Origin of the sequence: Methylobacterium sp. GXS13 (assembly GCF_001455965.1) — a bacterium.
In the GTDB taxonomy this organism is placed as follows: domain Bacteria; phylum Pseudomonadota; class Alphaproteobacteria; order Rhizobiales; family Beijerinckiaceae; genus Methylobacterium.
On record NZ_LKKO01000068.1, the window covers coordinates 1 to 25081 of the forward strand.

General features: G+C 70.7%; 12 protein-coding genes and 1 pseudogene. 8 read left to right on the forward strand and 5 right to left on the reverse strand.

Annotated features, from left to right (window positions below; genetic code table 11):
* Positions 1 to 357 precede the first annotated feature (357 nt).
* The 6 genes from thrC (at position 358) to AO398_RS22240 (ending at position 8747) form a co-directional block, all read left to right on the forward strand.
* Positions 358 to 1782, forward strand: coding sequence for a threonine synthase (gene thrC, locus AO398_RS22215; RefSeq protein ID WP_058194358.1), 1425 nt, complete (start codon positions 358 to 360; stop codon positions 1780 to 1782).
* Complete coding sequence (locus tag AO398_RS22220; protein ID WP_058194359.1) at positions 1779 to 3074, forward strand: pitrilysin family protein; 1296 nt, start codon at positions 1779 to 1781, stop codon at positions 3072 to 3074. Before thrC ends, AO398_RS22220 begins: the two co-directional genes overlap by 4 nt.
* Positions 3075 to 3237: 163 nt before the next feature.
* Entirely contained in the window at positions 3238 to 6168 is a 2931-nt protein-coding gene (locus AO398_RS22225) for a sensor domain-containing phosphodiesterase (RefSeq protein WP_058194360.1), read from the forward strand.
* 62 nt (positions 6169 to 6230) lie between these two features.
* Positions 6231 to 6635 (forward strand): hypothetical protein, encoded by a 405-nt coding sequence (locus AO398_RS22230; protein ID WP_244498855.1) that lies wholly within the window; start codon positions 6231 to 6233, stop codon positions 6633 to 6635.
* A gap of 29 nt (positions 6636 to 6664) precedes the next feature.
* Complete coding sequence (locus AO398_RS22235; protein ID WP_058194362.1) at positions 6665 to 7588, forward strand: hypothetical protein; 924 nt, start codon at positions 6665 to 6667, stop codon at positions 7586 to 7588.
* 115 nt (positions 7589 to 7703) lie between these two features.
* Positions 7704 to 8747, forward strand: a complete 1044-nt coding sequence (locus AO398_RS22240; protein WP_058194363.1) for a hypothetical protein — start codon at positions 7704 to 7706, stop codon at positions 8745 to 8747.
* A gap of 124 nt (positions 8748 to 8871) precedes the next feature.
* On the opposite strand, the gene AO398_RS22245 is transcribed toward AO398_RS22240, so the two are convergent.
* Positions 8872 to 11346: a glycogen/starch/alpha-glucan phosphorylase gene (locus tag AO398_RS22245; protein ID WP_244498856.1), complete on the reverse strand. Its 2475-nt coding sequence runs from the start codon at positions 11344 to 11346 to the stop codon at positions 8872 to 8874.
* Positions 11347 to 11734: 388 nt separating this feature from the next.
* Here AO398_RS22245 and AO398_RS22250 point away from each other — a divergent pair, with 388 nt between their 5' ends.
* Positions 11735 to 13318 (forward strand): alpha-amylase family glycosyl hydrolase, encoded by a 1584-nt coding sequence (locus tag AO398_RS22250; RefSeq protein ID WP_058194364.1) that lies wholly within the window; start codon positions 11735 to 11737, stop codon positions 13316 to 13318.
* Positions 13319 to 13524: 206 nt separating this feature from the next.
* Entirely contained in the window at positions 13525 to 15072 is a 1548-nt protein-coding gene (gene glgA, locus AO398_RS22255) for a glycogen synthase GlgA (RefSeq protein WP_082643404.1), read from the forward strand.
* A gap of 152 nt (positions 15073 to 15224) precedes the next feature.
* Here the strand turns inward: glgA and glgB are convergent, their stop codons facing one another.
* From glgB to AO398_RS22275, 4 genes and pseudogenes are all read right to left on the reverse strand, one after another.
* On the reverse strand, positions 15225 to 17510 hold the full coding sequence (glgB, locus tag AO398_RS22260) for a 1,4-alpha-glucan branching protein GlgB (RefSeq protein ID WP_058194366.1): 2286 nt from the start codon (positions 17508 to 17510) through the stop codon (positions 15225 to 15227).
* Positions 17507 to 20785: a maltose alpha-D-glucosyltransferase gene (gene treS / locus AO398_RS22265; RefSeq protein WP_058194367.1), complete on the reverse strand. Its 3279-nt coding sequence runs from the start codon at positions 20783 to 20785 to the stop codon at positions 17507 to 17509. The genes glgB and treS overlap by 4 nt, the downstream gene beginning before the upstream one ends.
* Positions 20786 to 20931: 146 nt before the next feature.
* Entirely contained in the window at positions 20932 to 24321 is a 3390-nt protein-coding gene (locus tag AO398_RS22270; RefSeq protein ID WP_058194368.1) for a maltotransferase domain-containing protein, read from the reverse strand.
* 248 nt (positions 24322 to 24569) lie between these two features.
* Positions 24570 to 25081: pseudogene (locus AO398_RS22275) on the reverse strand (4-alpha-glucanotransferase); the annotation flags it as partial.

Sequence of the window (25081 nt, forward strand, 5' to 3'; positions counted from 1 at the left end):
CGCCGGCCTCTGGGCCCGGCCTCGGGCCGCTAGGGGGCGGAGTCTGCGCGATGGCGGCGGTCCCGAGCAGCAGCGCTGCGGCGCCGGCCAGGGCGAGGGGTCGAACGGCACGGGTTCGAATCATGGCGGCTCTTTCTCCGAAGGCACCCCGCGGGCGGGGTCGGGCGGACCCGGCGGCGCCGGCCGGTCGAACCGGGGTGCCGCGGGGGTGATCCGGTTCTAGGCGCGGCGGCGCAACCGGTCCTGAACCGGCCCGTTCAGGCCCGGTTAAACAGCGCGGGCCCGCCGGGACCGCCCGGACTTTCGACAGGTCCGCCCGCATCGTGTAGAGGGGGCGCCTTCCTCCCGGAGGCCCCTGTGCTCCACGTCTCGACCCGCGGCGAGGCCGCGCCGCTCTCGTTCTCGGATGCCCTCCTCGCAGGCCTCGCCCGCGACGGCGGACTCTACGTGCCGCAGACCTGGCCGCAGATCGGCCGGCCGGAGATCGCCGGCTTCGCCGGCAAGCCCTACGCGGAGGTGGCCAAGCGCGTGCTGCGCCCGCTGATCGATGGCGAGATCGAAGACACCGATCTCGACCGGATGATCGACGACTCCTACGCCACCTTCCGGCACCCGGCGGTCTGCCCGCTGACCCAGCTCGACGACAACCTGTTCCTGCTGGAGCTCTTCCACGGGCCGACGCTGGCCTTCAAGGACGTGGCGATGCAGCTGCTCGGGCGGCTGATGGACCACGTGCTCACCAAGCGCGACACCCGCGCCACCATCGTGGGCGCGACCTCGGGCGATACCGGCTCGGCCGCCGTCGAGGCGTTCGGGGGGCTCGACCGGGTCGACATCTTCATCCTCTACCCGCACGGGCGCGTGTCGGAGGTCCAGCGGCGGCAGATGACCTCGGTGCCGGCCCAGAACGTCCACGCGCTCGCCGTGGACGGCACCTTCGACGATTGCCAGAACCTGGTCAAAGCCCTGTTCCAGCACGCGGATTTTGCCGATTCCGTGCGCCTGTCCGGGGTCAACTCGATCAACTGGGCCCGGGTCGCGGCGCAGGCCGTCTACTACTTCACCAGCGCGGTGGCGCTCGGCGCGCCCCACCGGCCGGTCTCCTTCGCGGTGCCGACCGGCAATTTCGGCGACGTGCTCGCCGGCTGGGTCGCCAAGCGGATGGGGCTGCCGATCGAGCGGCTGATGATCGGCACCAACGCCAACGACATCCTGGTGCGGACCCTGGAGCACGGCGCCTACGCGCTGCGCGGCGTCGTGCCCACGACCTCGCCCTCCATGGACATCCAGATTTCTTCGAATTTCGAGCGCCTGCTGTTCGAGGCGCTCGGCCGCGACGCCTCGGCCCTGTCGCGGCTGATGGCCGGGCTGAAGCAGTCCGGCGGCTTTTCCTTGAGCCCGGAGATCCTGGCCACGGTCCGCTCCGAGTTCGACGCCGTCGCGGTGCCGGAGCCCGACGTGATGGAAGAGATCGCCCTGACCCAGGCCGCCACCGGGATCGTGCTCGATCCCCACAGCGCCATCGGGGTGCGCGCCGGTCGCCGGCTCCTGGAACGGGATCCCGCGACCCCCGTCGTCGCCCTGGCCACGGCGCACCCGGCAAAATTCCCGGACGCGGTCGCCAAGGCCACGGGTGGCCTGCGCCCGCCCCTGCCGCCGCACCTCGCCGACCTCATGGACCGGCCCGAGCGCATGACCCCGGTGGCCAACGACCAGGCCGCGGTGGAGCGGCTGATCCGCGAGCGCGCCCGCATCACCCGGGGTGGGGCAAACCCGCGATGAACCAGCATTTCTCCACGCATGCCGCCTCCCCGGACCTGCGCACCACGCGGCTTGCGAACGGCGTCACGGTGGTGACCGAGCCGATGCCCGGGGTCGCGACCGCCAGCCTCGGAGTCTGGGTCGGGGCCGGCTCGCGCAACGAGCGCGCCGACGAGGCCGGTTTGTCCCACCTCATCGAGCACATGGCGTTCAAGGGCACGCGCACGCGCTCGGCCCAGAGAATCGCCGAGGAGATCGAGAATGTCGGCGGCGAGATCAACGCCGCCACCTCCACGGAGGGGACGAGCTACACGGCCAAGGTGCTCGGCGAGGATGCCGGCCTCGCCCTCGACGTGATCGGCGACATCCTTACCGATTCGGTGTTCGATGCCGGCGAGCTCGCCCGGGAGAAGGGCGTGATCCTGCAGGAATACGCCGCCGTCGAGGACACCCCCGACGACGTGGTCTACGACGCCTTCACGGAGGCCGCCTTCCCGGACCAGCCGGTCGGCCGGCCGATCCTCGGCCGCCCCGAGACGATCCGGAGCTTCGACGAGGCCGGGATCCGCGCCTATCTCGCCCGGGAATACACCCCGGACCGCATCGTCGTGGCCGGCGCCGGCGCGGTGACCCACGAGGCGATCGTCGAAGCCGCCGAGCGCCATTTCGGCGCCCTGCCGGCGACAGTAGCGCCGGCCGCGGTGCCGGGCCTCTACGGCGGCGGCGAGCGGCGGATGCCGCGCAAGCTCGAACAGGCCAACGTGGTGATCGGCCTGCCCGGCCTGTCGTTCCGGGACGATCGCTACTACGCGCTGCACATGTTCGCCCAGGTGCTCGGCGGCGGCCTGACCTCCCGGCTCTGGCAGGAGGTGCGCGAGACCCGCGGCCTCGCCTACGAGATCCAGGCCTTCCACTGGCCCTTCTCCGATTGCGGCCTGTTCGGCATCGGCGCCGGCACTGCCGGGGCGGACCTGCCCGAGCTGGTCGACGTGACGCTCGCGGCCACGGCCCGGGCCGCCCGGGACCTCGCCGAGCCCGAGATCGCCCGGGCGAAGGCGCAGCTGAAGGTGTCCCTGCTCTCGGCGCTGGAGACGCCGGGCGGCCGCATCGAGCGCAACGCCCGCCAGATCCTGGCCTGGGGCCGGGTGATCCCGGCCGGCGAGGTGATCGACAAGGTCGACGCCGTCACGGTGGCGGACGTGCGGGCGGCCGCGGCCGCGATGCTGAAGGGCGCCCCGACGCTCGCGGCAATCGGCCCGATCCGCAAGCTGCCCGCCCTCGACAAGATCGCCGCCGCCCTCGGCACGGCCTGAAATCCACCGCCTCCGCAGACAAGCGACCCCGGCCGGGCCCCTCCCCGCCGCACCCAACTTGATTTGGCCGCAAAAGGGCGCGATCCGCGGAGTCCGGATCCGGACCGGGGCGGCTGCCCCGGGATCGGGACCTTTCTATCGATCGCGGCCGCCCGGGTGGCCGATGCCGAAGCTCGCACGGCCGGAACTCAAGACACCCTTGCGCATCCTCGCCCTCCTCCTGACCCTGGTCGGTGGCCTCGTCGGTGCCTTGTCGCTGGCCGTCTCGGCGAGCGCCCCGGCCCTGGCCGTCGAGGCGGTGCGCGTCACCCTCGACGCGCCGGTGATCGACCTGACCACCGCGATCGAGCGCTACCGCTCGGACGGCGACCTGATCCAGATCTCCACGGCGCCCGGCAAGGACGGCATCGTCCGCCGCATCGTCGTGAAGGCGCGCGATGCCGGCGCCCGGCCCGACTGGATCGTGTTCGCGCTCACCAACGACACCGACGAGCAGATCGACCGCATCCTGGTGGCGCCGCATTTCCGGCTGGTGGATTCCGGGGTGATCTGGCCCGATCTCGGCGGCTCGCGGATCGCCGCCATCACAGCGAGCCAGGGCATCCGCCCGGAGCGCGACGAGAACCCGGAGGCCGACCAGTTCACCATCACGCTGGATCCCGGCACGACCGTCACCTACGTCGCCGAGCTGCGCGGCCCCAACGTCCCGCAGCTGCACCTGTGGGATCAGGACGCCTATCGCCGCAAGACCGCCGGGCTGACCCTGTACAAGGGCATCATCATCGGCATCAGCGGCTTGCTGGCGCTGTTCCTGACCATCGTGTTCGTGGTCAAGGGCGCGATCATCTTCCCGGCCGCCGCGGCTCTGGCCTGGTCGGTGCTGGCCTATGCCTGCATCGATTTCGGCTTCCTGCAGCGGGTGTTCCCCGTCACCGAGCTCGCCGAGCGGGTCTACCGGGCCTCCGCGGAGGCGGTGCTCGGGGCGACGCTGCTGGTCTTCCTGTTCGCCTACCTGAACCTCGCCCGCTGGCACGTGCGCTACAGCCACGTGGCGTTCTTCTGGCTCGCCTTCCTGGCCGGCCTCATCGCCCTGGCGGTGTTCGACCCGCCGGTGGCGGCTGGGGTGGCGCGCATCTCCATCGCCGCCGTGGCGGGAGGCGGCCTGCTGCTGATCGTCTACCTCGCCGCCCATAACGGCTACGACCGCGCCATCCTGCTGGTGCCGACCTGGCTGCTGCTGGTGGTCTGGGTGACGGCTGCGGGCTTCGCGGTCACCGGCCAGATCGGCAGCGACCTGGTGCAGCCGGCGCTGATCGGCGGCCTCGTGCTGATCGTGATGCTGATCGGCTTCACGGTGCTCCAGCACGCCTTCGCGGGGGGCGGCCTCAGCCACGCCCTGGTGTCGGACACCGAGCGGCGGGCACTGGCGCTCACCGGTGCCGGCGACGTGGTGTTCGACTGGGACGTGCCCGCCGACCGGGTCTTCGCCGGCCCCGAGATCGAGGCGCAGCTCGGCCTCCCCCGCGGCACCCTGGAGGGCCCGGCGACGAACTGGCTCGGCACCCTCCACCCGTTCGACGTGGAGCGCTACTCGGCGGCCCTCGACACGGTGATCGAGGAGCGGCGCGGGCGCATCGTCCACGATTTCCGCCTGCGCTCGGCCGCCGGCACCTATTTCTGGTACCGGCTGAAGGCGCGCCCCGTGATCGGCGCCGACGGCGAGGTGATCCGCGTGGTCGGCACCATCGCGGACGTCACCGAGATCAAGACCGCCGAGGAGCGCCTGCTCCACGACGCCGTGCATGACAGCCTGACCGGCCTGCCCAACCGCGAGCTGTTCGGCGACCGCCTCGACGCGGCCCTGGCCTTCGCCGGCCAGGACCAGCGGCTCAAGCCCACCGTGATCGTGCTGGATGTCGACCGGTTCAAGGGCATCAACGACGCCATCGGGTTGTCGGCGGGCGATTCGATCCTGCTGAACCTGAAGCGCCGGCTCGGCCGCCTGCTGCGGCCGCAGGACAGCCTGGCCCGGATCTCCAGCGACGAGTTCGCCGTGATCCTGCTGTCCGAGCGCGACCCCGACCGGATCCTGGCCTTCGCCGAGATGATCCGGCGGGCGATCGCCACGCCGATCACCTACGCCGACCGGGAGATTTTTCTGACCGTCTCGATCGGCCTCGCCCTCTACGAGGCGGGCGCCAACCTCAAGCGCGACGAGGTGTTCAAGAGCGCCGAGATCGCCATGATCCAGGCCAAGCGCAACGGCGGCGACCGGATCGAGGTGTTCCGCGCCCATATGCGCACCGACCGCTCCGACCGGCTGATGCTGGAGAGTGACTTGCGCAAGGCGATCGAGCGCAACGAGCTGAAGGTGCTGTTCCTGCCGGTGGTCCGCCTCGAGGACCGCACCGTGGCGGGGTTCGAGACCGTGCTCCGCTGGGACCACCCGAAGCTCGGGCGCATCCCGGCCTCGACCTTCATGCCGCTGGCCGAGGAGAGCGGCTTCGTGGTCAATCTCGGCATCTTCGCCCTGGAGCGCACCGCCCTGGAGCTCGCCGCCTGGCAGCGCTCCCTGGAGGTCGAGCCGCCGATCTTCGCGGCCTGCAACCTGTCCTCCCGCCAGCTCCTGCGCCACGACTTGCTGCACGATGTGAAGACCGTGCTGGCCCGCTCCGGAGCGCTCCCCGGCTCGCTCAAGCTGGAATTCAGCGAGAGCCTGGTGATGGAGAATCCGGAATATGCCGCCCAGATGCTGGCCCGGATCCACGATCTCGGGGCTGGCCTGTGCCTGTCGGATTTCGGCACCGGCTACTCGGCCCTGTCCTACCTCCAGCGCTTCCCGTTCGACACGATCAAGGTCGACGCCACCTTCGTGCGCCAGATCGGCACCGGCCAGACCGCGATCCTGCGCTCCATCGTCCGGATGGCAAGCGAATTGAACCTCGCCATCGTGGCCGAGGGCTGCGAATCGGAGAGCGACGCCCAGGCGCTGGCCGGGCTCGGCTGCGAATACGCGCTGGGCCCCGCCTTCGGCGAGCCGATGACCATGCTCCAGGCCCGCCAGATCGTCGGGGCTGCGCCGGAGGCCGCCTAGAGCCGACAAGTCGTCCGATCAGTTTAAGCCCCCCTTAACCATGCCCGCGCAAGCTCCTGTTGATGGATTGGCGCTCCGGCGCCCGGGATGGGGATGGGCGGATGGCCGAGGCGGCGAGGCGTTACCAGCAGGCGGGCAGCTCGGATCTCGTGCGGCGCCTGATCGCCCGGCCGGTCCGGCTGGAACAGCAGGCCCGCACCCGGCTGCCCCTGCCCGGCCAGGAGGCGCGCGTCTCCGGCGCCCCCCAGGACGACCTGTCCGAGGATTCGGACGAGGCCGACGAGATCGCCCGGCTCGAGACCGAGCTGCAGGTGATGAAGGCCGTGCTCCGGGCCCAGCGGCAGGAGGTCGAGGCCCTGCGGGCGCAGCGCCAGCTCCTGACCGAGTCCGCGGCGAGCGACGACGTTCGGGCGACCCGCGAGCGCTGGGCGTCCCTGGTCGACACGCTCCTGATCCGCGCCCGGTGATCCCTCTCCAGACCAAGCGGGGTACGGCCATGGGCGCGCGCTGCTCGCTCGTCGTCAACGGCCGGTCGGTGCGCGTCTCGACCGGCGACACGCCACTCGAAGCGGCGCTCGCCGAAGGCATGATCGCGCCCGTCCAGGCGCAGCTCGCCAACCAGATTGCCGGCCAGGGCAGCGCCGCCCCGGCGAGCCGCCGGCCCCCGGCCCGCCGGGCCCGGGCCGAGGCCCTGCGGCCGAGCCTGCCCGGCGCCCCGATCCTGGGCCAGGAGGAGGCCCCGCCCTCGCCGGTGGCGATCCGCAAGGGCACCGTCTCGGAGATCCGCCGGCTCTGCCCGGGCATCGTCGAGGTGGTGGCCACCCTGACCCGGCGCCCGAACCTCGAACCCGGCCACCAGGCGCTCGTCACCTTCGCGGGCCTGCCCGCCCTGACCCTGTCCCCGACCCTGCGGGTCGACGGCTCGGCCGAGATCAACGAGGCGGTGTTCCATATCCCCCGGGATCCCGAGGGCGACCCGGTCGACGCGATCCGGCTCGACCAGCCCGTGCGCCTGAAGGGGCCCGTCGGCCGCGGTCAGTACCGGCCCGGCGGCGGGCGCCTCGTGCTGGTGGCGGCCGGCGCCGGCTTCGGCCCGATCTGGTCGATCGCCCGGGCGGCCCGCTACATCGAGCCCGCCCGCGAGATGGCGCTGGCGGTCGGCGCCCGCGACGCCCTCGACCTCTACATGCGCGAGAGCCTGGACTGGCTGCGCTGCACCGGCGTCGGCCGGATCGTGCTCTGCGCCGACCGCGGCCGCCAGCGCCCGCCGGACGTGCGTTCCGGGCCGCTCACCGCCCATCTGCCGAGCCTGCGCGCCACCGACGTCGTCCATGTCGCCGGCGACATCGCCACCATCGGCGCCGTGCAGGTGCTCGCCGCCTCGGTGGGCGCGCGCTGCTACCCGATCGTGCTCGACTGAATACGACGGCCATCCGCGGACCGCGCCCGATCGATCAGGGCTCCGCCCCGATACCCCGCCAAAGGGCCGGGGACCCTTCGGGAACCCGTGTCTTCCCGTGAGTCGGTCTGCGTCGATGCTCCGCGTGCTCTGCCTCGGCTACAGCGTCACGGAGCTGCCGGGCTATGTCGAGCGGGCCAACGCCCTGGCCGCGGCCGAGGGGCGGCCGGTCACCTTCCTGCGCAGCGGCTGGGGCGGCCACTCCCTGCCCTCGATCGCCGGCCTGATCGACGCCATCCTCGACGCTTGTCCCTGCGACCACGTCCTGCTGGAGCTGTTCACCGGCAACGTCCGCTACTTCGACGGCGCGACGATGCGGGACTACCTGGACGACATCCTGGCGGCGACCGCGCGCCGGAACCTGCCGGTGGCCTTCCTCAATCTCCACCAGGGCGGGGTCGATTACGCGGCCGAGCCCGTCGCCGGCCTGCTTGGCGAGTACCGCGCCCTCTACGGCATCCCGTATCTCGACCTCGCCGCCCCGTTGGCTGCCGCTGGGGCGGGCGATATCACCTACCTGCTGAAGGACGGGACCCATGTCGCCCCGGCCGGGGCCGAGCTCTACGGCACCCTGGTCTACGCGCTGATGCGGGCGCCGCCCCCGGGTCGCGCCTATATCGATCGGTTCCGGGGGGTGCCGGTCCGGTTCGAAATCCTGCCGCTGCGCACCCTCCCCGGCCTGGAATGCGGGTTCGCGCTGCACCGCAACGGCCTCCCGCTGCACTTCCTGGAGATTCCCGAGGGCGCGAGTGTCGAGATCCCGCTGGGGCGGCCGCGCCACGTTATCGGCCTGCTCGTGACCTACGGCCCCCGGGCCGGCACGCTGATGGTCCAGGATCCGGCCACCGGGCGGGACCGCGCAATCACCGCCTACGACGCATTCTCGTACTACACGCGCTCGGTCTACCGCAGCGCCGTGTTCCCGGCCGCACGGTCCCTGACGATCACGCAAACGGCGGCGCTGCCGGACGTCGCCCTGCGCAAGGGCGAGCCGGACCGGGGGCCACGGCTCGGGCGGGTCTCGCACATCTTCTTCCGGCGCAGGCTCGGCCTCGCCGAGCGCGCGGCCCTGCTCCGCCACCGGCTCTGGCGCCGGCTCAGGGGTTTCCGAAGGGCCTGAGGCCCTTCGGCGGGGTGTCGGGGCAAGACATCCAGGACTTGGCCCCGCCTTCGGGCGGAGCCCGGCACCAGGGCTCTGCCCTGGACCCGCGAAAGGTCTCGGACCTTTCGAAACCGGGACTTCGTCAGCTCAGGCGGACGCGCCAGATCTCGTCCGCGTATTCGCGCATCGACCGGTCGGAGGAGAACCACGCCATCCGGGCGGTGTTGCGGATCGCCTTGGCCCACCAGCCGCGCGGGTCGCGCCAGGCGGCGTCGATGGCGCGCTGCACCCGCCAGTAATCGTCGAAGTCGGCGGTGAGCAGGTACTGGTCGCGCTGGCGCAGGTCGTCGGTGAGCGGACGGAACCGGCCCGGCTCCTCCGGCGCGACCCGCCCGGAGGCGATCATGTCCAGCGCCGCCGCCAGCCGCGGCGAGGCCTGGATGGCTTTCGCCGCGTAGCCCGGCTCGGCCTCGCGGGCCTGCACCCCGGCCGCGTCGAGGCCGAAGATGAAGATGTTGTCCGCCCCGACATGGTCGCGGATCTCGATATTGGCGCCGTCCAGCGTGCCGACCGTGAGCGCGCCGTTGAGGGCGAACTTCATGTTGCCGGTGCCCGAGGCCTCCATGCCGGCGGTGGAGATCTGCTCCGACAGGTCGGCGGCCGGGATGATCGTCTCGGCGAGGCTCACCGAGTAGTTCGGCAGGAACACCACCTTCAGCCGGCCGGCGACATCGGGATCGTCGTTCACCGCCTTGGCCACGTCGCAGGCGAGCTTGATGATCAGCTTGGCCCGGACGTAGCTCGGCGCCGCCTTGCCGGCGAAGATCTTGACCCGGGGCGTCCAGTCCCGGTGCGGCTCGGCCTTGATGGCCTGGTAGAGCGCCACCGTCTCGACAACGTTGAGGAGCTGGCGCTTGTACTCGTGGATGCGCTTGACCTGGACATCGAACAGCGCGTCCGGATCGATATCGATGCCGGTGCGCTCGGCCACGACCTTGGCGAGCGCCTCCTTGCGCTGCCGGCGCACGGACGCGTAGCGCGCCACGAAGGCCGGATCCTCCGCATGGGCCTCCAGGCCCCGGAGCAGCGCGGGATCGTCGAGCACGCCCGCGCCCACCGTCTCCACGGCGAGCCGGGTGAGGCCCGGATTGGCGTTGTGGAGCCAGCGCCGGAAGGTGATGCCGTTGGTCTTGTTGACGATCTTATCGGGATCGAGCGCGTGCAGGTGCGCGAACACCGTGGAGCGCATCAGGTCGGTGTGCAGCGCCGAGACGCCGTTGACCCGGCGGGCGCCGTGGAAGGCGAGGTGGCCCATGCGCACCCGGCGGCCATGGGCCTCGTCGATCAGCGAGATCGAGGCCAGGTAGGCGGCGTCCTGGTGGGCGGCGTCCCGGCGGCCGTGCTTGGCCTGCTCTTCCAGGTGCATCCAGTTGATCAGGTAGATGATCTGCATGTGGCGCGGCAGCAGCCGCTCCATCAGCTCCACCGGCCAGGTCTCCAGCGCCTCGGGCAGCAGGGTGTGGTTGGTGTAGTTCAGCGTGTTGGTGGTGACGTGCCACGCATCCTCCCAGGAGAGGTCGTGGTCCTCCATGAGGATGCGCATCAGCTCCGGCACCGCGATGGCCGGGTGGGTGTCGTTGAGCTGGATCGCGGCGTGGTCCGGCAGGGAGCGCACGTCGCCGCGCTCCATGACGTGGCGGGCGATGAGGTCCTGGAGCGAGGCCGAGGTGAAGAAGTATTCCTGGCGCAGGCGCAGCTCCTGGCCGTCGGCCGACGAATCGCTCGGATAGAGCACCCGGGAAATCGCCTCGGCGCGCATGCGTGCCGCGACCGCGCCGACATGGTCGCCGCCGTTGAAGCGGGCGAGGTCGACGGGCTCGCCGGCCTCCGCCTTCCACAGGCGCAGCCGGTTGACGTGGCGTCCGCGCCAGCCGACCACCGGGATGTCGTGGGCCACCGCCCGCACGGTCTCGGCCGGCTGCCAGTGGCGGCGGATCACGCCCTCATTGGGCGAGGACAGGGTGACGGTGCCGCCGAACCCGATCGTGTAGGCGGCGTCGGGCCGGACGAACTCCCAGGGATTGCCCTCGGCCAGCCAGGTCTCCGGCGCCTCGCGCTGCCAGCCATCCTCGAAGGATTGGCGGAACAGGCCGTGATCGTACCGGATGCCGTAGCCAACCGCCGGGATGCCGATGCTGGCCATGCTGTCCATGAAGCAGGCGGCCAGCCGCCCGAGGCCGCCATTGCCGAGCGCCGCGTCCGGCTCGGCATCCTGCACGGCGTCGAGATCGACCCCAAGCTCGCGCAGCGCCGCCCGGGTCGTCTCGGTGAGGCCGAGATTGTTCATCGCGTCCGACATCAGCCGGCCGATGAGGAATTCGAGCGAGAGGTAGTAGACCCGCTTGTTCGGCACGGCGTGCTCGGAGGCCATGCAGGCCGCCACGATCCGCTCGCGCAGGGCCATCGCGGTCGCCGCGAACCAGTCGCGCGGGCGGGCATTCTCGGGGGTCCGGCCGAGGGCGAAGGTGAGCTTGGCGCGAATCGATTCCCGCAGGTCGACCACGGCATCGCCGGTCTGCGACAGGAGCGGGGCGGTCCAGGCGGCGGCCGCCGGGATCTCGGACGCGTTGTCGTCGCGCAAGGCGTCCCGCTGGGCGGGCGGAGTGAGAACGTCGTTCAGCACGTGCGGGTCCCCCAAAAGTCGGCGCCCCGGATTCTAGCGCCAGGGCTATCGGGGGCGGATTATCTCTTTTGACGGATTGCCAGCGAATGAACGGCCGGACGATCCGTGCCCCGAAGCCGCGAGTGTGCGACCGGCTTCCGGGCGAAGTCGTGGCAGCGCCGCCCCGACCGGGGCGTGCGACGATGCGGCCAGAGATATGGCGCGACTACGTGACATTCTAGACACAACGATCTGCGCCGCCAGCCCGCGACGCGCGCATCTGAGCCGTCGCCAGCGCGCGGCTCAGCGGTTAACCGTGCGTCGGGGATTCGCGAGGCGCAGCATGACCGAGACCGTCTGGTGGAAGCGCGGGACCGTCTACCAGGTCTATCCCCGCTCGTTCCAGGATACGAACGGCGACGGGGTCGGTGACCTGCCGGGTATCACGGCGCGGCTGGACTATCTCGCCTGGCTCGGGGTCGACGCCGTGTGGATCTCGCCGGTCTACCCCTCGCCCATGGCGGATTTCGGCTACGACGTGGCCGATTACTGCGGCATCGATCCGCTGTTCGGCACGCTCGCCGATTTCGACGCGCTGATCGCCGAGGCCCACCGGCGCAAGCTGAAGGTGATCCTCGACTTCGTGCCCAACCATTCCTCGATCGCGCATCCGTGGTTCGCGGAGAGCCGGTCGTCGCGGTCGAGCCCGAAGCGGGACTGGTACATCTGGCGCGACCCGGCCCCGGGCGGCGGTCCGCCGAACAACTGGGTGTCGAATTTCGGCGGCCCCGCCTGGACCCTCGATCCGGCCACCGGCCAGTATTACTACCACGCCTTCCTGACCGAGCAGCCGGACCTGAACTGGCGCAACCCCGCCGTGCGGGCCGCGATGCACGACGCGCTGCGCTTCTGGCTGGAGCGTGGCGTCGACGGGTTCCGGGTCGACGTGATCTGGCACCTGATGAAGGATGCGGGATTTCGCGACAACCCGGCCAATCCCGCCTACGCGCTGGGCACGCCGGAGATCAACCGCTTCACCCAGGTCTATTCCGCCGACCGCCCGGAGGTGTTCGACGTGATCGCCGGGATGCGGGCGGTGCTGCGCCAATACGGCGAGCGGGTGCTGATCGGGGAGATCTACCTGCCGATCGAGCGGCTGGTGGCCTATTACGGCCCCGACCTCACCGGCGCCGACCTGCCCTTCAATTTCCAGCTGATCCAGACCCCGTGGCGGGCCGACGCCGTCGCCGACCTGGTGGCGAATTACGAGGCGGCTTTGCCCGAGGGCGGCTGGCCGAACTGGGTGCTGGGCAACCACGACCAGCCGCGGATCGCCGCCCGGGTCGGCGAAGCGCAGGCGCGCATTGCCGCGATGCTGCTGCTCACCTTACGCGGCACCCCGACCCTCTATTACGGCGACGAGATCGGCCTGGGCCGCGTGCCGATCCCCCCGGAGCGTGCCCAGGACCCCTGGGAGCGCAACGAGCCCGGGCACGGCCGCGACCCGGAGCGCACGCCGATGCAGTGGGATGAGGCCCCGAACGCCGGCTTCTCCGCCGCGGAGCCGTGGCTGCCGCTGTCGGCGGATTGGCCGGTCCGCAACGTCGAGGGCCAACGCTCGGACCCCGCCTCGATGCTGACCCTGCACCGGCGGCTCCTGGCGCTGCGGCGCGACCACGCGGCGCTCTGCGCGGGCGGCTACCGGGGGGTGCCCGTCGAGGCTGAAGAGGTGTTCGCCTACGAGCGGTTCGCCGACGGGGAGAGCCTGCGGGTGGTCCTGAACTTCGGTCACGCCCCGCAGAGCCTGCCCCTGCCCGAGGGCGACTGGACGATCCTGCTCTCGACGCTGGCCGGGCGGGCGGGCGCGCAGGCCCGCACGACGCTCGCCCTCGGCCCCGACGAGGGGGTGATTCTCCGCCGCGCCTGAACCCGGCCTGCCATCTCTTGTCGCAGTGCAGCGCAGTTATTCGGCCGTAGCCGAATCTGTAACCGAAGCTTAAGGCTGCCGCTGGCCTAAATTGTGCGTCGCAACGGAACCGTCGTGACGGAGGAGCATTGGACATGGTTGAGGCCGTGACAGCCGTGTCTGCCCGATCCTCTGCCCGACCGGGGCATCCCGCCCGGCCAGGATCGATGCCGATGCAGGACGCGCTTCGCGGTGGCCCCCTCGCCGATGACGCCTTCGGCGAGAGCGGCGGTGCCGCAGCGCAGGTCACGAATCCGGCTTGGCCGGCCTCGCTGCGCCGCCGCATCCTCTACGCCACCCCGGAGATGGCCGACTTCGTGAAGACCGGCGGCCTCGGCGAGGTCTCGGCCGCCCTGCCCCGGGCCCTGGTGCCGCATTACGATATCCGCGTCCTGATCCCCGGCTACCGGCAGGTCCGCGCCGCGTTCCCCGAGATCCCGGTGGTCGCCCGGCTCGAGGGCTTCGCGGGCGTTCCGCCTTGCGACCTCGGCCTCGTCGAGGCTGCCGACGGCCTGCGCATCTACGTCCTGCTGGCGCCCGAGCTCTACGAGCGCGACGGCACGCCCTACGGCGACGCCCACGGGGATTTCGGTGACAACGACCTGCGCTTCGCGCGGCTGAGCCTGGCCGCTGCGGAGATCGCCGCCGGCGCCGATTCCGATTGGGCGGCGGACCTGCTGCATCTCAACGACTGGCAGGCGGCGCTGGCCCCGGCCTACCTGGCCTGGCGCGGCCGGCGCATCCCGAGCGTGCTGACGATCCACAACCTCGCCTATCAGGGCCTGTTCCCGCGCGACAGCCTGGGTCGCCTCGGCGTGCCGGACGCGGCCTTCCAGGTCGACGGCGCGGAATTCTACGGCCAGCTCTCGTTCCTGAAGGCCGGCATCTTCTACGCCTCGCAAGTCACCACGGTGAGCGAGACCTACGCAAGGGAGATCCAGACCCCCGAGATGGGCTGCGGGCTCGACGGGCTGCCGCGCACCCGCGCCGGCCAGGGCCGGCTCGCCGGCATCCTCAACGGCATCGACGAGAGCTGGGACCCGAGCACCGACCAGCACCTCGCCACCCGGTTCGAGGTCGACGACTGGAAGGGCAAGCGCGCCAATGCAGAGGCGGTGCGCCAGCAATTCGGGCTCGCCGTCTCCCGCGGCCCGCTCTTCGCCATCGTCTCGCGCCTGGTGCACCAGAAGGGCATCGACCTGAGCCTGCAGGCGGCGGAGGCGATCGTGGCCGAGGGCGGCCAGCTCGTGGTGATCGGCCAGGGCGAGGGCCGGTTCGAGCAGGCCCTGCGCGGCCTGTCCAAGCGCCATCCCGACGCGGTCGGCGTCCATGTCGGCTTCGAGGAGGCCCAGGCCAGGCGGATGTTCGCCGGCAGCGACTTCCTGCTGATGCCCTCGCGGTTCGAGCCGTGCGGGCTCGCCCAGATGTACGCCCAGCGCTTCGGCTCCCTGCCGATCGTGCACCGCACCGGGGGCCTGGCCGACACGGTCGAGGACGGGGTGACGGGCTTCACCTTCCCGGAGGCGTCGGCCTCGGCCTTCGGCACGGCGGTCCGCCGGGCCTTCGAGGCGTTCGGCCAGAAGAAGCGCCTCAACGCCATGCGCCGGCGCGCCATGGCCGCCCGGTTCGGCTGGGACCAAGCCGCCGACAGCTATGCCGGCCTCTACGCCCGCGCCATGGGCAACAGCCCGGCGCTGCGCTGGCGCGCCGCGTAGCGTCGGGTTTCCAAAGGGCTCAGCCCTTTGGCAGGGGGTCGGGGCGGAGCCCCGAAAGATCGGATCGGGCGAAGCCCGACACCAGGGCGCCGCCCTGGACCCGCGAAAGGTCACGGACCTTTCGGATCCGTGACCATCAGGGACGAGAGCCCTCAGCGCTCCAGCACGAAGATCATCGTGGCCAGCGGCGGCAGGGTCAGCGACAGGGATTGGGCCTGGCCGTGGCCCGCCGCGTCGTCGGTGTGGTGGCCGCCGTTGTTGCCGAGGTTCGAGCCGCCGTAGACGGAAGCGTCCGAGTTGAACGCCTCGCGGTAGAAGCCCGCCTCCGGCACGCCGACCCGGTAGCCCTCCCGGGGCAGCGGGGTGAAGTTCGACACCACGATCGCGACCTCGCCGGGATTGGCGCCCTTGCGGGCCCAGGCGATGACGCTGTTGTCCTGGTCGTCGGCCACCAGCCACTGGAAGCCGGTCTGCTCGACGTCGCGGGCGTGGAGGGCCGGCGTCGAGACGTAGAGCCGGTTGAGATCCCGGACCACGTCCTTGACGCCCTTATGCAGGGGATCGTCGAGCAGGTGCCAGTCCAGGCTGTTGTCGTGGTTCCACTCCCGCTCCTGGCCGAACTCCCCGCCCATGAACAGCAGCTTCTTGCCGGGATGCCCCCACATGAAGCCGAAATAGGCCCGCAGGTTCGCGAATTTCTGCCAGCGGTCGCCCGGCATCTTGCCGAGCAGCGAGCCCTTCCCGTGCACGACCTCGTCGTGGGAGAGCGGCAGGATGAAATTCTCCGAGAACGCGTAGAGCAGCCCGAAGGTCAGGTTGTGGTGGTGGTAGCGGCGATGAATCGGATCCTCCGACACGTATTTCAGCGTGTCGTGCATCCAGCCCATGTTCCACTTGAAGCCGAAGCCGAGGCCGCCCGTGTAGGTCGGGTGCGAGACCCCCGGCCAGGAGGTCGATTCCTCCGCCACCGTGATCGTGCCCGGGGCGTGGCTGTAGGTCGCCTCGTTGGTCTTGCGCAGGAAGTCGATGGCGTCGAGGTTCTCGTTGCCGCCGTAGCGGTTCGGGATCCACTCGCCCTGCCGGCGCGAATAGTCGAGGTAGAGCATCGACGCGACGGCATCCACGCGCAGGCCGTCGAGGTGGTAATGCTCCAGCCAGAACCGGGCATTGGCGGCCAGGAAGGTCGCGACCTCGGTCCGGCCGAAATTGTAGATGTAGGTGCCCCAATCCTGGTGGAAGCCCTGGCGCGGGTCGGCGTGCTCGTAGAGATGCGTGCCGTCGAACAGGCCGAGCCCATGCGCGTCGAGCGGGAAATGGCCGGGCACCCAGTCGAGCATCACGCCGATGCCGGCCTCGTGGGCGGTGTCGACGAAGGCAGCGAAATCCTCGGGCGTGCCGAAGCGGCTGGTCGGGGCGAACAGCGAGACCGGCTGGTAGCCCCAGGACCCGTCGAACGGGAACTCGGTGATCGGCAGCATCTCGATATGGGTGAAGCCCATATCCTTGACGTAGGGGATCAGCCGCTCGCCCAGCTCCTTGTAGGTGAGGTAGCGGTTGCCCTCCTCCGGCACCCGCGCCCAGGAGCCGAGATGGACCTCGTAGATCGAGATCGCGGCGTGGCGCGGGTCCTTGGCGCCGCGGGTCTTCATCCAGCCGGAATCGCGCCAGGCGAACTCACCGGTCCCATGGGTGATCGAGGCGGTCTCCGGCGGGTGCTGCGCCGCGAAGGCGACCGGGTCGGCCTTGAGCGGGATCAGGGCGCCGTCGGGGCCGCGGATCTCGAACTTGTAGCAGGCGCCGGCCTTGAGGCCGGGCACGAACAATTCCCAGATCCCGCCATCCTGCCACAGGCGCATCGGGTGGCGCCGCCCGTCCCAGTCGTTGAAATCGCCGACGACGCTGACCTTGCGGGCATTGGGCGCCCAGACAGCGAAGCGGAAGCCGTCGATGCCGTCGAGCTGGCCGGACTGGGCACCGAGCATCCGGTAGACCAGGTTGGTGCCGACCTCGCGCAGGGTCGCGACGTCGTATTGCTCGATCGAGGAGCCGAAGCCGTAGGGATCGAAGCGCCGCTTCTTCGTTCCGTCCCAGGACTCGACCTCGATCTCGTAGAGCGGCCGGCCCTCGCCCTCGACCCGGGCGACGTAGAAGCCCTCCGGGTGCCGCTTCTCGAACGGCACGGTGCGCTCGCTCATCACCAGGGCGGCGGCCCGCGCCTCGGGCAGCACGGCGCGCACCTCCCCGAGGTCCGGGCCGACCCGATGGGGGCCGAGCACCGAGAACGGGTCGCCATGGTTGGCGGACATGAGCGCGGCGATCGCATCCGGATGGACGCTCGGCGCCGCCGAGGCGGCCCCGGAATGCGGGACATCCGCATTCCGCGCGCTCGCCGCTTCCGGGTCGATCCGCGGTGCGAAGGTCTCGTCGATCGCCGTCATTCAGTTTCTCCGGGCTCGTGGCCGTCCGTGTCCAGAATGGTGAGAACCCCCCGGGCGGGGATTTCGATCCAGTCCGGCCGGTTGTTGGCCTCGTAATCGACTTCGTAGAGCGCCTTGGTCAGCAGGCAGAGGCGCAGCAGCCGCGCCCGGGTGGCCGGGTCGGTCACGGCCGCCCGCGTCCCCGCCACGGCCGTCTCGTAGCCGGCCAGGAACGCCGCCTCGATCATGCCGCGCCAGGCGCTCGCGGCGTCCCGCGCCCGCTCCTCGGAATCGCCGAACCGGACGGTGATCTCGCGGATCACGGTCTCGGCCCCGTACGCGAAGGAGCGCATCAGGCCGGCGACGTCCCGCAAGGGCATCGACTTCGCCCGCCGCTCGTCGGCCGGGCGCTGGGGCGCGCCCTCGAAGTCGACGATGATCAGGTCGCTCTCGGAGACCAGCACCTGACCCAGGTGATAGTCGCCGTGGATCCGGATTTTGTGGGCCCCCACCGCCGGCTCGGCGGTGAGCTCTTCGATCAGCGCCTCGATCTCGGCCCGCCGCTGGATGAGCGCCGCACAGGCGGGCTTGCCGGCATCGAGGCCGCGATCCACGAGGCCCTTGAGCGCCCGGAAGGCCCGCTCGGCCTGGTGGCGCGCATCCCGGGCCAGCACCGCCAGGTCGTCCTCGGCGAAGGGCTCGGCCGCGAAGGCCGGGTCGTCCGTCTCCATGGCGAAGGCGGCGTGCATCTCGGCGGTGCGCCGGCCGAGCAGGTCCGCCCAGGGGCCGTGGGCCTGGAACGCCTCCTCGGGGCTGGCGGCCTCGCTCTCGGGGGTGAGCACCACGGTCTCGAAGTCCCGGCGCAGGCCCTCCAGCATCAGCGTCCAGGCGTCGCCCTGGTTCATGACGAACTTCTGGAGGACCGCCAGCGCCGTCCGGGTGCCATCCTCGGCGACGTGCTCGAGGGTGCCGAGCAGCGCAGGCGTGTTGGAGAACCCCGCCTGCTCGGTGAGGAAGCGCCCGACCTCGATCTCGGGATGTGTCCCCGGCTGCAGGCGGCGCAGGAGCTTGAGCATCATCTTCGAGCCGATGGCGATCGAGGTGTTGCTCTGCTCCGCCGAGAGCCGGCGGATGTCGGCCACGTCCACCGTGACGTCCGGATCGAAGGCCGAGGTGGTGGCAAACACCAGCCGCCCGCTCTCCGTGGGGATCTCGGTGCCCCGGCGCATGTCCTCGATCAGGCAGGCGGCGAAGGCGTTGGAGCCGGCCGCGCCGTAGAGCAGGCCGGTGCGCGGCCCGCGGCGGACCCGGGCGACCGCGAAGGGCAGCAGCGTCTCGTCCTCGCGGCCCTCCTCGACCCCCACGGGCATGAAGTATTCGTGGCTCTCGCCGTTGGCGAGCTGCACCTGCAGCCGCGGCAGCAGGAAGCGGGCGCTGCCGTCCCCGTCCTTCAGGGCGGCGAAATCGACGACCTTCACGCCCCGGATCCGCGAGCCCTTGGCGCCGAACCAGCGCCGGCTCGACAGGAACGGCGGCACCACGGTGCGCTCGAAGGCGACGCGCTCGCGGCCCGACATCAGGCTCTCGATGCCGCCGGTGAGCACCAGGGTGAACAGCTCCGGGGGCTCCTGCTGCGGGCCGATCGCGCCCGAGCGGGCGGCGCTGAGCGAGAACCAGTAGAAGCCGTAGGACGGCAGGGTCAGCAGGTAGGGCAGGTCGCCGATCGGCGGGAACTCGGTGCCGCCGGTGAGCTCGATCGGCACCGCAGTGCGCAATTCCGACAGGTCGAGCTGCACCGCCTGGGGCGCCCGCGACAGGTTGGCGACGCACAGGACCCGCTCGTCCTCGTGCTCGCGGATCCAGGCCAGGACCTTGCGGTTCGAGGGATACAGGAACTGGATCGTGCCGCGGCCCAAGGCGACGCTGTTGTTGCGGATCGCGATCATCCGCCGGGTCCAGTTCAGCAGGCTGGTCTGCGACTGGGTCTGCGCCTCGACGTTGATCGCGTCGAAGCCGTAGATCGGGTCCTGGATCGCCGGCAGGAACAGCCGCTGCGGGTTCGCCCGGGAGAAGCCGCCGTTGCGGTCCGGGGTCCATTGCATCGGCGTGCGCACGCCGTCGCGGTCGCCGAGATAGATGTTGTCGCCCATGCCGATCTCGTCGCCGTAATAGAGCACCGGCGTGCCGGGCATCGACAGGACGAGGGACTTCATCAGCTCGATCTTGCGCCGGTCGTTCTCCAAGAGCGGCGCAAGGCGGCGGCGGATGCCGAGATTGATCCGGGCGCGGCGCTCGGCGGCGTAGAACGACCAGAGGTAGTCACGCTCTTCCGCCGTGACCATCTCGAGGGTCAGCTCGTCGTGGTTGCGCAGGAAGATCGCCCATTGGCAGCCCTCCGGGATCTCCGGGGTCTGGCGCATGATGTCGGTGATCGGGTGCCGGTCCTCCCGGGCGATCGCCATGTACATCCGCGGCATCAGCGGGAAGTGGAACGCCATGTGGCATTCGTCGCCGTCGCCGAAATACTGGGCGGTCTCCTCGGGCCACTGGTTGGCCTCGGCCAGCAGCATCCGGTCGGGATAGCTGGCATCCAGCGCCGCCCGGATCGCCTTGATGACGTCGTGGGTCTCGGACAGGTTCTCGCAGTTCGTGCCGTCGCGCTCGATCAGGTAGGGGATCGCATCGAGCCGCAGGCCGTCGACGCCCATGTCGAGCCAGTAGCGCATCGTCGCGATGACCGCTTCCAGCACCTTCGGGTTGTCGAAGTTCAGGTCCGGCTGGTGGCTGTAGAACCGGTGCCAGAAATACTGCTTGGCGACCGGGTCCCAGGTCCAGTTCGAGGCCTCGGTGTCGAGGAAGATGATCCGCGTGTCCTTGTACGGCTCGTCGGTGTCCGACCAGACGTAGAAGTCGCGCTCGGGCGAGCCGGGGGGCGCCTCGCGGGCCGCCTGGAACCAGGGATGCTGATCGCTGGTGTGGTTGATCACGAGCTCGGTGATCACCCGCAGGCCGCGCTCGTGCGCCGCCGCCACGAAGGCCTTGAAGTCCTCCATGGTCCCGTAGGACGGGTTGATGCCCTCGTAATCGGCGATGTCGTAGCCGTCGTCGCGCAGCGGCGAGGGGTAGAACGGCATCAGCCAGATCGCCGTGACCCCGAGGTCGCGGACATAGTCGAGCCGCCGGGTCAGCCCCTCGAAATCGCCGATCCCGTCGTCGTTCGAGTCGAAGAACGACTTGACGTGGATCTGGTAGATGATGGCGTCACGGTACCATTGCGGGTCGCTGCGATCGATCATCGCGTCGCTGCCTCGTCGGTCGAAGGGACTGGGACCGGCGGCGGGAACCAGCAGGATCGCGGGCGATCGGCCGCGCGGCGCAAGTGTCGGCGACGGGCGGGCCCGTCGTCGGGATCAGGAGTCATGGTCAGGTGCCATGGGCGGGCTCAGCCCGCAACCCGCCGCGGCGCCCGAAGACGCCAGATGATGCAGGATCGCTCGGCCGGATCGAGGGCGATCCGGTGGGTCTTGCCCCGCAGCTCGAACGTGTAGCCCTGGAGCAGGTCCTCAACCTCCACGGCGCCGTCATCCGGCAGGCCGAACAGCCAGAGCGGCACCTCGTAGGTGCATTCCTGGCGGTTCTTGGGGTCGAGGTTGACCATGGTGAACACGCAATTGTCACGCTCCGGCGTCGCCTTGGCGTAGGCGATGATCTGGTCGTTGGAGGCGCCGGTGAAGGCCACGTTGCGGAAATCCCAGAGGGCGGGGTTCTCGCGGCGGATCTTGTTCAGCGTGACGATGTGCTCGCGGATGTTGCCGGGCCGGTCGTAGTCCCAGGCCTTCAGCTCGTACTTCTCCGAGTTCAGATACTCTTCCTTGCCCGGGTAGGGCGCCGCCTCGCACAGCTCGAAGCCGTTGTAGATGCCGTAGACCGACGACAGGGTCGCGGCCAGCGTCGCCCGGATCACGAAGCCGGCCCGGCCGCTGGTCTGGAGGAAGTAGGGATTGATGTCGGGCGTGTTGGCGAAGAAATTGGGGCGGTAGTACTCGCCCATCTCGCCGGCGAGCTCCAGGGCGTATTCGGTCAGCTCCTGCTTGGTGTTGCGCCAGGTGAAGTAGGTGTAGCTCTGCTGGTAGCCGGCCTTGGCGAGCTTCTTCATCATCTTCGGCCGGGTGAAGGCCTCGGCCAGGAACAGCGCGTCGGGATAGCGGCCGTTGACCTCGGCGATCACCCATTCCCAGAACGGGATCGGCTTGGTGTGCGGGTTGTCGACCCGGAAGATCCGCACGCCCCGGGCGCACCAGCCGAGCAGGATGTCGCGCAATTCGATCCAGAGCGAGGGCAGGGCGCCCCCGTAGAAATGGACGTTCGAGATGTCCTCGTACTTCTTGGGCGGATTCTCGGCGAAGCGCAGGGTGCCGTCGGGGCGCCATTCGAACCATTCGGGATGGTTCTTGATCCAGGGATGGTCCGGCGAGCACTGGATCGCGAAATCGAGGGCGATCTCCATGCCGTAGGCGTGGCTTTCCGCCACCAGCCGCTCGAAATCCGCGAGCGTCCCGAGGTCGGGATGCACGGCCTCGTGACCGCCCTCCTCCGCGCCGACCGCGTAGACCGAGCCGACATCCCCGGGCAGGGCCTTGAGGGTGTTGTTCTTGCCCTTGCGGTTGGTCCGGCCCACCGGGTGGATCGGCGTGAAGTAGAGCACGTCGAAGCCGAGCTCGCGGATCTCCGGGAGCCGCTTGATCACGTCGTCGAAGGTACCATGACGATGGGTATCCATCGATTGCGAGCGCGGAAAGATCTCGTACCAGGCGGAGAACCGGGCCGCGAGGCGGTCGGCGATCACCGGCAGGGTCACGGGATAACGGCTCAGATTCACCCGCTCGACGTTCCGGCGCTCGAGGCTCGGCGCCTCGGGCTGGAGGATCCGGTCGAGCTGGGCGGCCGAGCCGGTCTCCTCGGCGGCCAGTGCCGCCACCAGGGCGGCCAGACGCTCCGCGTCGCGCCCGGCACCGCGGCCCCGGGCGAGGGAGGCGGCGCTCTCCGCCAGGGTGACGCCCTCGATCGTCTCAAGCCGGATGTCGACGCCGGCGGCGCGCTTCTTCAGGGTGTCGCGCACCCAGGAGGAGAACGGGTCGCGCCAGGCGATCAGGGTGAATTCGTAGCGGGCGTTGCGCTCCAGGGGGAATTGCCCGGCCCAGCGATCGTTGTCGACGAAGACCATCGGGTCCTCGCGCCACGCCTCGGTGCCGGCGACCCGCGACAGGATCGCGGCGTCGAGGATCTCGTGGCCGTCGGAGAAGATGTCGGCCTCGACCCGCAGGGATTCGCCGACGATGCGCTTCACCGCCGAGCGGCCGCCGTCGATCTCCGGGCTCACGGCCTCGATCACCACACGGCCCTCCCCGTCCGGCGTGCCGCGCTCGGGCAGCTGGGCGACCTGGGCCGCGCTGGCGCTCAGGATGCGCAGCTCGCCCGGCAGCAGGTCGATGGCGCTGCCGGGATGGAAGGCGATCGGCTCGGCCTCGGGGGTCCGGTCGACGAAGGCGCCGAGCATCCCGCCGGTCCGGGCGACGAGCGTGCCCGCCTCCACCGGCACCGGCTTGTCCGTGGGATTGTAGAGCACGATCAGGGCCGCCTTCGCCGAGGCCGGATGGCCGGTCACGAAGCGGGCGAGCGCCACGAGGTCGCTGTCGGGGGCCGAGATGCGCAGCTGCGCGCCCTCGACATTGGCCGCGGGCAGCTCGGCCCGCAGGGCGTTGATCGCCCGGATCGAGGCGGAGATGTCGATGCCGGTGTCATGCTCGCGGTCGCGCGGGGTGGTCTCCACCACGTGCAGCGCCCGGCGGTAGCCCCATTCGTAGCCGATCGGCATCAGCACGCCGGCCGAGAAGAAGGCGGCGAGCGCGTAGCGGGTGCGCAGGTGCCGCGCCACCGCCTCGCGGCCGGCCTCGATCTCGGCGGCCAGCCGCTGCATGTCGTGGTTTTCCGGGAAGGCGATCGAGGGCGCCAGCACCCGCAGGCGCTCGTACTGCTCCAGCGCCCAGGGCTTCTTGAGGTCCCACCAGGCGAAGGAGTTGAACAGGTAGTCGAAGCCGGCGCCGGCCGTGGCCTTCGCTTCCTCGAAGGTGCAGCCGAGGGTCTCGGCGGCGAACAGGCAGGCGGAATCGCGGCCCTTGGCCTCCCCGATCAGGATGCGCCAGGTCTCGGGCGGGACCTTGTAGGCGGCATCGCACCGGAAGCCCGCGACGCCGAGCGCCTGGAGCCGGGCCACGTAGGCGCCCCAGATCCGGGTCAGCTCGTCCCGGGCGGCGGGCGTGTGATAGTCGAGCTCGACCAGATCGCCCCAGACCGTGCGGATCGAGGGATCGTCCGGATCGACCGCGCCCGGATGCATGATCGAGCCGTCGGGCTCCTTCATGAACAGGTCGGGCCGCTCCACAACCAGCCGGGCGTTGTCGGCGGTGTGGTTGATCACGAGGTCGGTCATCACCGACAGGCCGGCGGCCTCGGCGGCGGCGCAGAAGCGGCGGATCTGCTCGTCGTCCGGGGTGCCGTCCTGGTCCCGGAACCGCTCGTCGAGCCGCTCGGGATCGGCCACCGCGTAGAGGCTCTTCGAGCCGCCGGTCTGGTGGAACGGGTTCAGGTAGATCCAGTCGAAGCCAAGGCTGGCGATCCGGGGCAGCTCGGCCGCCCAGTCGGAGACGCGCCCGACCAGGAGCGGGAACAGGTTGTAGATCCGCGGCCCCGCGGCGCGGGGCGCCAGGGATGCGGGCAGGACGGCTCCGGTCGTCGCAGCGGCGGTGGCGGCGGCGGTGGTCGGTGCGTTCATGCTGGTCTCTGGCTCCTGGTCCATGGTCGTAACGCCCGAACGGCGCGGGCGTGCCTTGTGCGGGGCGGGCGGATGTTCAGGTCCGTGCTACGCGCCTCTCAGTGGATTCGCGTGACAGGTCCGCGAGAGGGGCCCGTCTGCGCAACCGGCGTCATTGCGAGCGAAGCGAAGCAACCCAGGGCAGCGCGCGTTCCCAGATCGGTGCGTCTCTCTGGGTTGCTTCGCTCCGCTCGCAATGACGGAGAGGATCACCCCTCCCGCCGCAGGACCGCGTAGGGCAGGTCGCGCAGGAGCTGGCCGAGATCGGCCCCCTCCCCTCCGGTCTCCACGATCTGCCCCGAGACGAGGTCGCGCCAGATCGTGCCCGCGCCGAGATCGACCCGGGTGCCGGCGAAGGCCTCGCCGGACCAGACCGCCTCGCCGACGATGCCGGCAAACAGGCGCGGCACCGGCACGAACAGGTCGCCGCCCTCCTCGCCGGGATCGGTCCGCCGGTAGGCGATGACGTGGGCCGCCCGGGCGCCCGTGGCCTCGACCGGCTCGTAGGCAGCGCTGGCGTAGAAGGCCGGGCGCTCGGCCCGCTCGGCCAAGAGCCGTGCGAGGGTCGCCTGCTTGACCCGCCCGTCCGGCCAGTGCGGCAGCAGCGCGGCCGGTTCGCCGCCCGCCTCGAGCATCCGCTCCAGCGCCGGGGAATCCACCGGGCGGCGGTTGTCGGGATCGACGAAGGAGAAGGCCCAGATCTCCCGGCCCTGGGAGGGGG

What these genes read in the sequence shown, in the direction of transcription:
- glgA (WP_082643404.1), top strand. Translation starts at nt 13,525, where the DNA reads ATGCCGATGCAGGACGCGCTTCGCGGTGGCCCCCTCGCCGATGACGCC.
- treS (WP_058194367.1), bottom strand. Translation starts at nt 20,785, where the DNA reads ATGATCGATCGCAGCGACCCGCAATGGTACCGTGACGCCATCATCTAC.
- AO398_RS22220 (WP_058194359.1), top strand. Translation starts at nt 1,779, where the DNA reads ATGAACCAGCATTTCTCCACGCATGCCGCCTCCCCGGACCTGCGCACC.
- AO398_RS22225 (WP_058194360.1), top strand. Translation starts at nt 3,238, where the DNA reads ATGCCGAAGCTCGCACGGCCGGAACTCAAGACACCCTTGCGCATCCTC.
- AO398_RS22230 (WP_244498855.1), top strand. Translation starts at nt 6,231, where the DNA reads ATGGATTGGCGCTCCGGCGCCCGGGATGGGGATGGGCGGATGGCCGAG.
- glgB (WP_058194366.1), bottom strand. Translation starts at nt 17,510, where the DNA reads ATGACGGCGATCGACGAGACCTTCGCACCGCGGATCGACCCGGAAGCG.
- AO398_RS22240 (WP_058194363.1), top strand. Translation starts at nt 7,704, where the DNA reads ATGCTCCGCGTGCTCTGCCTCGGCTACAGCGTCACGGAGCTGCCGGGC.
- AO398_RS22270 (WP_058194368.1), bottom strand. Translation starts at nt 24,321, where the DNA reads ATGAACGCACCGACCACCGCCGCCGCCACCGCCGCTGCGACGACCGGA.
- AO398_RS22250 (WP_058194364.1), top strand. Translation starts at nt 11,735, where the DNA reads ATGACCGAGACCGTCTGGTGGAAGCGCGGGACCGTCTACCAGGTCTAT.
- AO398_RS22235 (WP_058194362.1), top strand. Translation starts at nt 6,665, where the DNA reads ATGGGCGCGCGCTGCTCGCTCGTCGTCAACGGCCGGTCGGTGCGCGTC.